A 12,148-nucleotide genomic window follows, 5' to 3' on the forward strand; every position below is an offset into this window, starting at 1 on the left:
GATCAGGATGAAACGCCTGGCCTGAACCGCATAGCGTAGCGGCCTACTCACATACGAACGGATGACATTCCCGCACCCGCTCGATCCACCACTGCCGCCGGTCCGGCCCCACGGCCAGTCCGGCCAAGCGGGCCGGGTCGGGCGTCACCGGCCCGACCGGAAGGTAGCCGTCGACCGGCGGCGCCGCGTCCACCACGTCCTCGACGAAGAGTCCCCCGGTGCCCAGCCCGCAGGCGTGTGGCAGGTCGGGCAGGCAGGCCGCGGCCAGCAGGCCGCGGGACATGCCGACCGCGGAGTCCAGCGCGCTCGACACCACCAGCGGGATGCCGATCGCGGTGGCGATCTCCAGCAGCCGGTTCACCCCGCCCAGCGGGGCCACCTTGACCACCGCGATATCGGCGGCCGCCAGGGCGACCACCCGGAACGGATCGTCCGCCTTGCGAATCGACTCGTCGGCCGCCACCGGCACATCGATCAGGCGGCGCAGCTGTGCGAGCTCTTCGACCGTGGCACAAGGCTGTTCGAGATACTCGAGGGGCCCGAGACTGGCGGCCGCCCGCACCGCCTGGTCCACCGTCCACCCACCGTTGGCGTCCACCCGGACCACGGGCACCAGGGCGCGGACCGCGGCCACCCGGGCGATGTCGTCGGCAAGGGTCTGCCCCGGTTCGGCGACCTTCACCTTCGCGGTGGCGGCACCCGGAAACCGGGCCAGCACCTCGGGCACCTGCGCGGCGGGCACCGCGGGCACGGTCGCGTTGATCGGGATCCGGTCGCGCCGCGGAACGGGCGAAACGCCATACGCCGCTTCGATTCCCGACGCCAACCACAGCGCGGCCTCGGCCGGCGGGTACTCCAGGAACGCCCCGAATTCACCCCAGCCGGCGGGCCCGTCGATCAGTGCCACCTCGCGGACGGTGATCCCGCGGAACCGGACCCGCATCGGCAGCGCGACCACATGCAGCCGTTCCAGCAGATCGGGCAGCGGTACGTCAAACGGTGGCGCGATCGCGACCCTCCCAATGCGGCTTGCGTAGATCCTTCTTCATGATCTTGCCAGTAGGGTTGCGCGGCAGCGCGTCGGTGAAGTCGACGGTCTTCGGGCACTTGTACGGCGCCAGGTGTTGGCGCGCCCACGCGATGAGGTCGGCCTCGCTCGCGTCACCCGCACCATCTTCCAGGGCCACGACGGCTTTGACCGCCTCGCCCCACTTCTCGTCCGGCACCCCGAACACCGCGACCTCGGCAACGGCCGGATGCTCGGCGAGTATGCGTTCCACCTCGATGGAGTACACATTCTCGCCGCCGGTGATGATCATGTCCTTGAGTCGGTCCTCGACGAACACGTAGCCGTCGGCGTCGATCCGGCCGATATCGCCGGTGCGGAACCAGCCGTCGGGGGTGATGGCCTCGGCGGTGGCCTCCGGTTTGTTCAGGTACCCCTTCATCAACTGCGGTGTGCGGAACCACAATTCACCCTGTTCACCCTCGGGCACGTCCTCCCCGGTGTTGGGATCGACGACCCGCAGCTCGGTACCCGAGATCAGGGTTCCCGCACTGACCAGGCGCTCCTCGTTGTCCGCGCGGTGATCCTCGGGCATCAGCCGGGTCACCACCCCGCACACCTCGGTCAGCCCGTACACCTGGATGAACTCGGTGTCCGGCCAGGCCTCCAGCGCCTGACGCAGCAGCGGCAGCGGCATCGGCGAGGCGCCGTAGGCGTAGGTCTTCAGCGCGCCGAACAGCTGCACTGCCTCCGGGCCGGTGTCGAGCACCTTGGCCAGCACCGCGGGCACCAGGAAGGTCCGGTTCGCGCCGGCCAGGATGCCGCCGGCCAACGCCGCGCCGTCGACGTCGCGGGTCATGTAGCTGGGCACGCCGTGGTGCAGTCCGTACTGCATGTAGGAGGTGCCGCCGACGTGGAACAGCGGCATGGCCACCAGGTTCTTGTCCCCCGGTTCGGCAGTCCAGCCCTCGAACGCGTTGATCGTGTGGGCGATGACATTGGCCTGCGACAGTGCCACACCTTTGGGCCGGCCGGTGGTGCCCGACGAATACATGATGATGCAGGTGTCATCGGGGCTCACCTCGGGCGAGCGGCCGGTCGGGGTGGCGGCGGCCAGCATGGCCTCGTACTCGTCGTCGCCCTCGGGTTTGACCTCGATGATCTGCGTGACGGCGGGCAACTTGTCGCGGATCGCCTCGACGGCCGGCTTGAGATCGGCGCCGACGAAGAGCAGCTTGGCGCCGGAATCGTTGACCACATAGTCCAATTCCTCGGCGGCCAGCCGGAAATTGATGATGGCGTTGGCGGCGCCCAGCGACGCTGCCGCCAGCGTCACCTCCACGCACGCCGGATGGTTCTTGTCCAGGAAGGCGACGACGTCACCGTGGCCGACGCCCCGGGCCGCCAGCTCCCCGGCCGCCCGCCGGATCCGGTCATCCCACACCGACCAGGTCCAGCTCCGGCCGAGGTAGGTCACCGCCTCCTCGTCGGGTTTGGTTGCCGCCCAGAGGGCGACACGTTCATCGAGAAACCGCGGCTCGGGCAGGACTGGGCCGAGCGCAGCGACGGGAGTGGCCTCAGACATGCCCACAGCCTGCCACTTCTGCCCGGACATCAGGCCGGTTTGGGATAAACCTGTCGCCCCGCCAGATAGGTGGCGCGGACCGTCAGATTCGCCACCTCCTCGGGGCCCACCGCGGACGGATCCGCCGACAGCACAACAAGATCGGCGTACTTACCGACCTCGATCGACCCGACGATGTCATCGGCGAACAGCTGATAGGCGGCGTCGATGGTCTGCGCCTTGAGCCCCTGTTCGACCGTCAGCCGCTCCTGCGGTGCCAGCACCCGCCCGCTCGGCGCGGTGCGGGTCGCGGCCACGCTGATATTGCGTAGCGGCTCCTCGGGCGTGACCGGCGGATCGTTGTGCAGCGAGATCCGCATGCCGGTGGCCACCGCCGATCCGCACGGCATCCACTGCTCGCCGTGTTCCGGCCCGAACAGCCCGTCGACGATGACGTCACCCCAGTAGTGCAGTTGATCGACGAACAGGCTGCAGGTGACGCCGAGGTCGTGCGCGCGCTGCAGCTGGGCCGGGGTGATGGCGCCGACGTGCTCCAGCCGCAGCCGATGGTCTGCACGTGGATTGGCTTGCAACGCATGCTCATACACATCGAGGATGGTGTCAACGCCGTGATCGCCGTGCACGTGGCAGGACATCTGCCAGCCCTGGGGATAGAACGTGCCGACGATCTCGGTGAGCTGCTCGCGGGTGTAGTTGGCATGTCCGCACGAGCCCGGGACGACACCGATGATGCGGGTGTCCTCGGTGTCCAGGTACGGGAACGTCAGGTCGATGTTGCCGATCCACGGCGAGCCGTCCACCCAGATCTTGATGCCCACCTGACGCACCAGGTCGTCACCGTCACCGGGGTTCGCGTCGGTGTGCAGCGCGGCCGTGGACATCTCGTAGGTGCGCAACCGCACCGTCAACCGGTCGTGCAGTGCGGTGAGCACCGGCCGCAACATCGGGTCGAACGCCATCTCCGAACATGTCGTGAGTCCGGCGCGGTTCAGCCGCTCGCATTCGGCCATCAGCATCGCCGGGTAGTCGCTGACTTTGACGGCCCCGCCGAGCAGCGGGAACACCGCCGCGGATTCTTCGGCGGTGCCGTCGAGTTCACCGTCGGCGTCGCGTCCGTAGCGCGCGCCCTTGGGGTCCGGGGTATCCCGCGAGAGCCCGGCGCCGCGGGCCGCCGCGGAATTGAAGAAGGCCTTGTGGCCCGAGTTGTGGATGATCACCAGCGGGGTGTCCGCCATCTCGTTCAGCCAGGACAGCGTCGGTTCGGGCAGACCGCGCTGCAGCAGCGGATCCCAGCCGTTCAGGTACGCGCCGTCCGCGCCACGTTTGGCGACCTCGGCGCGGACGGCGGCGACCACCTCATCGGCCGAGCGCAGCGTGACGGGCCGGATGTCGGCCATCCGGTCCGACAGCGCGACGGCCTCCATTAGCGGATGGCCGTGTGCCTCGACGAACCCGGGCAGCACGCAGCCGTCGCCGATGTCGACCACGGTGGTGTCGGGCCCGACCCAGCCGTCGGTGTCGGCCGGATCAGCCCCGATGGCGACGATGCGGCCGTCGCGGACCGCGAGCGATCGTGCGGTCGGTCGGGAGTCGTCGATGGTGCGGATGTTTCCGGTGATAACCAGGTCGGCGGGCATGACGATGATTCTTCAAACTTTTCTGCGCGGCCGTGTCGATTTGGCCGGGGTGTCGTTCGACGTCATCTCGAGGGCACGATAAGCGGAGCCCCGACACGACAGGAGAGAACACGATGTCGCGCTACATGCTGATCATGCGATCCACCCCGGCGGCCGAAGAGTTCGTGGCGGAAAATATCGATTTCACCGAGATCATCGCCGCGATGGGCCGCTACAACGAGGAGCTCATCAAGGCCGGTGTCCTGCTGGCCGGTGAGGGGCTGACCCCACCCGAGGAGGGCTTCGTGGTCGACTTCGACGCCGACCCGCCGGTGGTGACCGACGGCCCGTACACCGAGACCAAGGAACTGTTCAACGGCTTCTGGATCCTGGACGTGTCCTCCAAGGAGGAGGCCAAACAGTGGGCGCGCAAGTGCCCGCTCGGGCCGGGCGTGAAGCTGGAGGTCCGCCGGGTCAGCGAGACCGACGAGTTCCCGCAGGACAACGAGTGGATCCAGAAGGAGATCCAGTGGAAGGCCGATATGGCCGAGAAGCTGGCGGCCGACGCCCGCAAGGCTGCGGGCCGCTGACGGGCCGCTGACGCGTGAACGCGGTCCCCGACGGTGCGTCACACCGCCGGGGACCACGCCGGCCCTCCCCCGATGGCCGCGCCGGCAAACCCCTCGTCTGCGTTGCACACCAGTCTCCGACGGCCCGCGTGGTCGCGCATGCGTAGTTGACTACCTGCTTTTCGGGGCATCCCCTGGCTTCATTTCTGAAACACGTTCTAGTCTGTCTGTATGACCCAAGCTGTTGCTTCCTCGCGCGAGCGCTCGTCAGGCGACCTGCTGAGGCACCCCATCCATTCCGGACACCTCACCGTGGGCGCCCTCAAGCGCAACAAGAACAAGCCGGTGCTGTTCCTCGGCGACACCACGCTGACCGGTGGTCAGCTCGCCGAACGGATCAGCCAGTACATTCAGGCCTTCGAGGCGCTCGGTGCCGGCACCGGCGCCGCCGTCGGGCTGCTCTCGCTGAACCGCCCCGAGGTGCTGATGATCATCGGCGCCGGGCAGACCCAGGGCTACCGCCGCACGGCACTACACCCTCTAGGCTCACTGGACGACCACGCCTACGTCTTGACCGACGCCGGGGTCAGCACGCTGGTCATCGACCCCACCCCGGCTTTCGTCGAGCGGGCTCTCGGCCTGCTGGAGAAGGTGCCCTCGCTGCGGCAGGTGCTGACGATCGGACCCGTCCCGCAGGCGCTGGCCGGGGTTGCCACGGATCTGGCCGCCGAGGCCGCCACCTACGAGCCGCAGCCGCTGGTGGCCGCCGACCTGGCCCCCGATCATGTCGGCGGGCTCACCTATACGGGCGGCACGACCGGTAAACCCAAGGGCGTGATCGGCACCGTGCAATCGATCACCACGATGACGACGATCCAGCTCGCCGAGTGGGAGTGGCCTCAGCATCCGAAGTTCCTGATGTGCACCCCGCTGTCGCACGCGGGGGCCGCGTTCTTCGTGCCCACCATCATCAAGGGCGGTGAGCTGGTCGTGCTGACCAAGTTCGACCCGGCCGAGGTGCTGCGGGTGATCGAGGAACAGAAGATCACCGCCACCATGCTGGTGCCGTCGATGATCTACGCGCTGATGGATCACCCGGATTCGCACACCCGGGACCTGTCGTCGCTGGAAACCGTCTACTACGGCGCCTCGGCGATGAACCCGGTGCGGCTCAAGGAGGCCATCGACCGGTTCGGCCCGATCTTCGCGCAGTACTACGGCCAGTCCGAAGCACCGATGGTGATCACCTACCTCGCCAAGGACGACCATGACGAGAAGCGGCTGACCTCGTGCGGTAGGCCCACCCTGTTCGCCCGGGTGGCCCTGCTCGGCGACGACGGCAACCCGGTGCCCCAGGGCGAGGTCGGCGAGATCTGCGTGTCCGGTCCGTTGCTGTCGGGCGGGTACTGGAATCTGCCGGAGGCCACCGCCGACACCTTCAAGGACGGCTGGATGCACACCGGCGACCTGGCCCGCGAGGACGAGGACGGCTTCTACTTCATCGTCGACCGCACCAAGGACATGATCGTCACCGGCGGGTTCAACGTGTTCCCCCGCGAGGTGGAGGACGTCATCGCCGAACACCCGGCGATCGCCCAGGTCTGCGTCATCGGAACGCCCGACGAGAAGTGGGGCGAGGCGGTGACGGCGGTGGTCGTGCTGCGTCCGGGCGCCCCGTCCGACGAAGCCGCGGTGTCGGCGATGACGGTGGAGATCCAGTCCGCGGTCAAGGACCGTAAGGGTTCGGTGCAGTCACCCAAGCAGGTCATCGTCGTCGATACGGTGCCGGTGACCGCGCTGGGCAAGCCGGACAAGAAGGCGGTGCGCGCCCAGTTCTGGGCCGGTGCGGCCCGATCCGTGGGCTAGGCCCTCCCGCGCGCACAATGGCAACGTGCCGGAGGACCTACGCCAGACCGTGGACGCGGTGTGGCGTATGGAGGCCGCGAAGATCATCGCGACGCTGACCCGCTGGGTGGGCGACCTCGGCATGGCCGAGGACCTGGCATCCGATGCCCTGGTCGACGCGCTGACGCAGTGGCCGCAATCCGGGGTGCCCCGCAACGCGGGCGCCTGGTTGACGACCGTCGCCAAGCGCAAGGCCGTCGACCAATGGCGCCGCCAAGAGAACCTGGACGCCAAGTACGCGGTGCTGGCCCGCGAGCTGGACGACCACGTCGACCAGGCGTGGGATCCGGATCGCATCGACGACGACGTGTTGCGGCTCATCTTCACCGCCGCGCATCCGGTGTTGTCCCGCGAAGCCCAGATCGCGCTGACGCTGCGCGTGGTGGGCGGGCTGACCACCGACGAGATCGCGCGGGCGTTCCTGATCCCGAAAGCGACTGCGGCGGCCCGGATCACCCGCGCCAAGAAAGCCCTGGCGGGGTGCGCGTTCGAGGTGCCCGAGCGCGACGAGTTCCGAGCACGGCTGTCAGCGGTGCTCGGTGTCCTCTATCTGATCTACAACGAGGGCTACTCGGCGTCGTTCGGCAGCCGCTGGATTCGCGACGAATTGTGCAGTGAGGCAATCCGACTGGCCCGCGTGCTGGCGGCACTGGTACCCACTGAACCCGAAGTCCACGGGTTGCTGGCCCTGATGGAGTTCCAGTCCTCGCGGTTCGCCGCGCGCACCGACGCCGACGGTAACGCCATCCTGCTGGAAGACCAGGACCGCACCCGTTGGGACCGCGCTCAGATTCGGCGCGCCACCGTGGCCCTGCAGCGCGCCGAGGACGCGCGGGCCGGGCGCGGTTGGGGCCCTTACGGGTTGCAGGCCGCACTGGCCGAATGTCACGCGCTGGCGCCCACGAGTGCCGACACCGACTGGTCCCGCATCGTGACGATCTACGATGCCCTGCTGCAGATCTCGCCGTCGCCGGTGATCGAGCTGAACCGCGCCGTCGCGGTGGCGATGGCGCAGGGACCCGCCACCGGCCTGCGGATCGCCGACGGCATCACCGGGCTGCAGGACTCCTATCTGCTGCCCAGCGTGCGCGGCGAACTGCTGGCCCGGCTGAACCGCCACGCCGAGGCGGCGGCTGCGTTTCACGCCGCGGCGGAACTGGTCGGCAATGACCGGGAACGCGACGTGTTGCTGCGCAAGGCCGCCAGATATTCACGTGACTGACCGCACCGCGGTGCGGTACGCATGAACGTGTGCCCGAACTGAGATTGCGCGCTGTCAGCGACGATGACGACTTCCAGAGCTTCATGGCCACCATGTATTCGGTGTTCCTGCAGGATCCCCAGCACGACGAGATCGAGCTGGGCCGCAAGTTCACCGAGCTGGACCGCATGTTCGGTTTCCACGACGGAACCCGCTGGGCCGCCACGGCGGGCGCCTTCAGCAAGAAGGTGAGCCTGCCCGGTGGCGCGCTGGTGCCGGTCGCCGCCGTCACCGGAGTGACGGTGTCGCCCAGCCATCGGCGCAAGGGTCTGCTCACGGCGATGATGCGCCACCAGCTCGACGACGTCCGGTCCCGCGGCACCGAGGCGCTGGCCATGCTGTTCGCCTCCGAGACGCTGATCTACGGCCGGTTCGGATATGGGCTGGCCAGCTCCAATGCGGTGCTCTCCGGCAGGGTCCGCGACCTCGGGTTCCGCGCCGACGTCGATCTGGGTGCGGGGACGGTGTCCGAGACCGACCGCGAGACCTTGCTGCGGGCCGCCCCGGCGATCTATGACCGGGCGCTGGCGAACCTACCCGGCCGGATGGACCGCCCCGGTCCCTGGTGGGACTACTGGCTGCACGACAGTGCGGAACGGCGCAAAGGTACCGGCAGTATCCGGTTCGCCCTGCATCACGAGCCCGACGGATCCGCCAGCGCCTACGCGATCTACCGGCCCAAGTCGGATTGGGCGCCGGCCGGGCCCAACGGCGAACTGCACGTCCAGGAGGTACGTGCCACCAATCCTCGTGCCTACGCGCGTATTTGGCGCTACCTGCTCGATATCGACCTGATCAGGACCGTGCAGTACGACGGTGCCGCGGTGGACGAACGGCTGCGTTATCTGGTCTCCGACCAGCGGGCGCTGCAATGCCAGGTGAACGACGCCATCTTCACCCGACTGGTCGATGTGCCGCGCGCCCTGACACTGCGGCGGTACGCCGGCGATGTCGACGTGGTGCTGCAGGTCAACGACGAGTTCTGCCCGTGGAACACCGGACGGTTTCGGCTGCGCGCCGGCCGCGACGGCGCCGAGTGCGAAAACACCGACGCCCCAGCCGATATCGCGATCACCGCGCGCGATCTCGGCGCCATCTACCTGGGTGGGGTGAGCCTGCAGGCGCTGACCACCGCAGGCCTGGCCGGTGAACTGACCTCGGGTGCGGTACCCGCGACGGCGACCGCGTTCGGCTGGCCGGTGGCGCCGAGCATGCCCGATCACTTCTGAGCCAAGATGGAACGGTGACTCACCTACGCGCGGTCCTCTTCGACTACTCCGGCACGCTGTTCCGACTCGAGGAGGACGACAGCTGGTTCGCCGGCATCACGGTGGACGAGCAAGCGGTCGAGGGCCATGTGCAGGCCGAACTGATGCGCCGGGTGACCGCACCCACCGGCAACTCCGTGCCGATGGACGACGAACAGCACCACAACTGGGCGAACCGGGACCTGGAGCCGCACCTGCACCGTGAGGCCTACCTGCATGTGCTGCGCGAATCCGGCCTCACCGACCAACACGCCAGGAGCCTCTACCCCAAGCTGGTCGACCCGGCGTCCTGGACGCCCTACCCGGACACCGCTGCGGCGCTGAACGGCCTGCGCGCCGCCGGCGTCGCGACGGCGGTGGTGTCGAATATCGCCTTCGATCTGCGGCCCGCGTTCGCGGCCGTCGGTACCGCGGCCGACGAGTACGTGCTGAGCTTCGAGGTCGGCGCGATCAAACCGGATGCCGCGATCTTCCGCATCGCGCTGGCACGCCTGGGTGTCGAGGCGTCCGAGACGCTGATGATCGGTGACAGCGAGGAGGCCGACGGCGGAGCCCGCGCCCTGGGATGCGCTTTCGCTCTGGTCGACCCGCTGCCCACCGCGCAACGCCCGGACGGCCTGTTGCACGCACTCCACGAGCACGGGTTCGACCTCTAGGCTGAACACATGGCGCAGGAACGTATCCGACCGCCTTGGTGGCTCAAGTACGTCAACAAGGTCATGATCGGGCTGTCGAAGCTCGGCGTCGGCGCCGCCTTGGGCCCGTTGGTGCTCACCGTGCCCGGCCGCAAATCGGGCAAGCTGCGGTCGACACCGGTCACGCCGATGACGGTGGACGGGCACCGTTATGTCGTCGGCGGCCTGCCCGGCGCGGACTGGGTCGCCAATGTCCGGGCCGCCGGTGTGGCCACCCTGCGCCAGGGACGCACCACCACGCGGGTGCGGATGGTGGAGATGGCCGCCGAGGAGGCCGGGCCGCTGCTACGGCAGTTTCCCGTGCTGGTGCCCACCGGGGTGAGCTTCATCCGCAATGCCGGCCTGGTGACCGGCCCGAACCCGGACGAGTTCGAGGCGCTGGCAGGCCGGATACCGGTGTTCCGGTTCGACCCCGTCTAGCCCCTAGAGGTGCGGGGCCTCTTTGATCTTGCTGTCCTGTTTACCGGCGGTCTGACAGAACGTCTGCACCGAGAGACGGGTGCCCGTGATCTCCAATTGCGCTGCGTCCTGACCCTTTTCGTCCTTGAGCATCTTGGCAACCGCGTCGGTCTGGGTCTTCTCGTCCGCGTTGAGGAAGTCCTTGCACGATGTGTCACCACCCGTGATCGACGGGGCCGAGCACCCCATGAGCAGCCCTGCTGCTGCGAAGGCCGTCAGCAAACCGGTAGTGAACTTCATCGTCACCCTCCTGTGTCTCGGTGCGTGGGACGCACTGTGGCGGCTCACTGATACCCGACTACCCACCCGGTCAAACATCCTGAATACAGTCGGGGCATGACCTTTGACCCGGCGCTCTGGCAGCCCGTACCCGGTTTCGAGCTGACCGACATCACCTATCACCGGCATGTCCTCGACGGTGTCGCGCAGCCGACGGTGCGGGTGGCCTTCGACCGGCCCGAGGTGCGCAACGCGTTCCGGCCGCACACCGTCGACGAGCTGTACCGGGTACTCGACCACGCCCGGATGTCGCCCGACGTCGGGGTGATCCTGCTGACCGGTAACGGCCCGTCGGCCAAAGACGGCGGCTGGGCGTTCTGCTCCGGCGGCGATCAGCGCATCCGCGGGCGCAGCGGCTACCAGTACGCCGAGGGTGAGACCGCCGAGACGGTGGATCCGGCGCGGGCCGGGCGGTTGCACATCCTTGAGGTGCAGCGGCTCATCCGGTTCATGCCGAAGGTGGTCATCTGCCTGGTCAACGGATGGGCCGCCGGTGGCGGGCACAGCCTGCACGTGACCTGCGACCTGACCTTGGCCAGCCGCGAGCACGCCCGGTTCAAGCAGACCGATGCCGACGTCGGCAGCTTCGACGGCGGGTTCGGCAGTGCCTACCTGGCCCGCCAGACCGGCCAGAAGTTCGCCCGCGAGATCTTCTTCCTGGGCCGCACCTACGACGCGCAGACCATGTACCAGATGGGTGCGGTGAACGACGTCGTCGATCACGCCGATCTGGAGACCACCGGTCTGCAGTGGGCCGCCGAGATCAACGGCAAATCGCCCCAGGCCATCCGGATGCTGAAGTTCGGTTTCAACCTGATCGACGACGGCCTGGTGGGACAGCAGGTGTTCGCCGGTGAGGCAACACGTTTGGCGTATATGACCGATGAGGCCGTGGAGGGCCGCGACGCCTTCTTGGAGAAGCGCGACCCGGACTGGAGCGGGTTCCCGCGCTACTTCTAGAACCTGACGTCAGAACCGAAACGACGTCTGCCCGTGCGGCGCCTTCGCGAAGGCAAGCACCTTGGCCGGCGCCACCTCGAACACGTACGCGGCGTTCTCGCCCGGGCTGAACGTCTCGTCGTCGCAGTCGAAGGTCCAGTCCTCGCCGTACTTGGCGCGGTAGGCCGCCGCCAGCGCGGTCAACCGGTCGCGTCCTCGCACCCGCTGCGCGGTGCCCTCGACCACCGCGTCGAGTCCGGCGTTCCAGGTGTTGGTCCCCGTCGTGACGGCGACGGCCGCGCCGTGGGCGAGGTTGTGTGCCTTCTGCTCGGTCGGTCCGGTGCAGAACACGAACGCCTGCCCCGTCCACAGCCCGACCAGCGGGGTGACGTGCGGGCGGCCGTCGGCGCGCACGGTGCTGAGCCAGTACAGCTCGGCGCCGGTCAGCAGGTCCGCCACCGAACCCCAGTCGACGGGTGTGGTGGCCTCGCTGAAGCGGGTGTCCAGGGTTGCGGTGATTGCCATGTCATGGTGACCACGCGGGCGGCGCGAACTCATCGCGGCGG

Annotated in this window: 12 protein-coding genes; 7 read left to right on the forward strand and 5 right to left on the reverse strand. The window is 68.3% G+C overall.

Annotation, left to right across the window (positions count from 1 at the left end; translation table 11 throughout):
• Positions 1 to 43: 43 nt before the first annotated feature.
• The 3 genes from QN239_RS27735 to QN239_RS27745 are packed head-to-tail and all read right to left on the reverse strand — an operon-like array spanning position 44 to position 4,228.
• The gene (locus QN239_RS27735; protein WP_499016992.1) at positions 44 to 1,009 is read right to left on the reverse strand and encodes an o-succinylbenzoate synthase; all 966 of its coding nucleotides are present in this window, start codon (positions 1,007 to 1,009) and stop codon (positions 44 to 46) included.
• On the reverse strand, positions 993 to 2,591 hold the full coding sequence (locus tag QN239_RS27740; RefSeq protein WP_499015188.1) for a long-chain-fatty-acid--CoA ligase: 1,599 nt from the start codon (positions 2,589 to 2,591) through the stop codon (positions 993 to 995). The genes QN239_RS27735 and QN239_RS27740 overlap by 17 nt, the downstream gene beginning before the upstream one ends.
• A gap of 29 nt (positions 2,592 to 2,620) precedes the next feature.
• A complete protein-coding gene (locus QN239_RS27745) occupies positions 2,621 to 4,228 on the reverse strand; it encodes an amidohydrolase (RefSeq protein WP_499015190.1) in 1,608 nt (535 codons plus the stop codon).
• Positions 4,229 to 4,341: 113 nt separating this feature from the next.
• On the opposite strand from QN239_RS27745, the gene QN239_RS27750 reads away from it, so the two are divergent.
• From QN239_RS27750 to QN239_RS27775, 6 genes are all read left to right on the forward strand, one after another.
• On the forward strand, positions 4,342 to 4,797 hold the full coding sequence (locus QN239_RS27750) for a YciI family protein (protein WP_499015191.1): 456 nt from the start codon (positions 4,342 to 4,344) through the stop codon (positions 4,795 to 4,797).
• Positions 4,798 to 5,007: 210 nt separating this feature from the next.
• Positions 5,008 to 6,642 (forward strand): fatty-acid--CoA ligase FadD8, encoded by a 1,635-nt coding sequence (gene fadD8, locus QN239_RS27755; RefSeq protein ID WP_499015194.1) that lies wholly within the window; start codon positions 5,008 to 5,010, stop codon positions 6,640 to 6,642.
• Positions 6,643 to 6,709: 67 nt separating this feature from the next.
• On the forward strand, positions 6,710 to 7,903 hold the full coding sequence (locus tag QN239_RS27760) for an RNA polymerase sigma factor (protein ID WP_499016993.1): 1,194 nt from the start codon (positions 6,710 to 6,712) through the stop codon (positions 7,901 to 7,903).
• Positions 7,904 to 7,932: 29 nt separating this feature from the next.
• The gene (locus tag QN239_RS27765; RefSeq protein ID WP_499015196.1) at positions 7,933 to 9,171 is read left to right on the forward strand and encodes a GNAT family N-acetyltransferase; all 1,239 of its coding nucleotides are present in this window, start codon (positions 7,933 to 7,935) and stop codon (positions 9,169 to 9,171) included.
• Positions 9,172 to 9,185: 14 nt separating this feature from the next.
• Positions 9,186 to 9,866 (forward strand): HAD family hydrolase, encoded by a 681-nt coding sequence (locus tag QN239_RS27770; RefSeq protein WP_499015199.1) that lies wholly within the window; start codon positions 9,186 to 9,188, stop codon positions 9,864 to 9,866.
• Positions 9,867 to 9,875: 9 nt separating this feature from the next.
• Complete coding sequence (locus tag QN239_RS27775; RefSeq protein ID WP_499015200.1) at positions 9,876 to 10,325, forward strand: nitroreductase family deazaflavin-dependent oxidoreductase; 450 nt, start codon at positions 9,876 to 9,878, stop codon at positions 10,323 to 10,325.
• Between the two features lie 3 nt (positions 10,326 to 10,328).
• Here QN239_RS27775 and QN239_RS27780 read toward each other — a convergent pair whose 3' ends face one another.
• Positions 10,329 to 10,604: a hypothetical protein gene (locus tag QN239_RS27780; RefSeq protein WP_090360198.1), complete on the reverse strand. Its 276-nt coding sequence runs from the start codon at positions 10,602 to 10,604 to the stop codon at positions 10,329 to 10,331.
• A gap of 96 nt (positions 10,605 to 10,700) precedes the next feature.
• Here QN239_RS27780 and QN239_RS27785 point away from each other — a divergent pair, with 96 nt between their 5' ends.
• Positions 10,701 to 11,603 (forward strand): 1,4-dihydroxy-2-naphthoyl-CoA synthase, encoded by a 903-nt coding sequence (locus QN239_RS27785; protein WP_090360199.1) that lies wholly within the window; start codon positions 10,701 to 10,703, stop codon positions 11,601 to 11,603.
• Positions 11,604 to 11,612: 9 nt separating this feature from the next.
• Here the strand turns inward: QN239_RS27785 and QN239_RS27790 are convergent, their stop codons facing one another.
• Positions 11,613 to 12,107: a pyridoxamine 5'-phosphate oxidase family protein gene (locus QN239_RS27790; RefSeq protein ID WP_090360201.1), complete on the reverse strand. Its 495-nt coding sequence runs from the start codon at positions 12,105 to 12,107 to the stop codon at positions 11,613 to 11,615.
• Positions 12,108 to 12,148: the final 41 nt, after the last annotated feature.

It is taken from the genome of Mycolicibacterium sp. Y3 (assembly GCF_051188035.1).
Taxonomy (GTDB): Bacteria; Actinomycetota; Actinomycetes; order Mycobacteriales; family Mycobacteriaceae; genus Mycobacterium; species Mycobacterium fluoranthenivorans.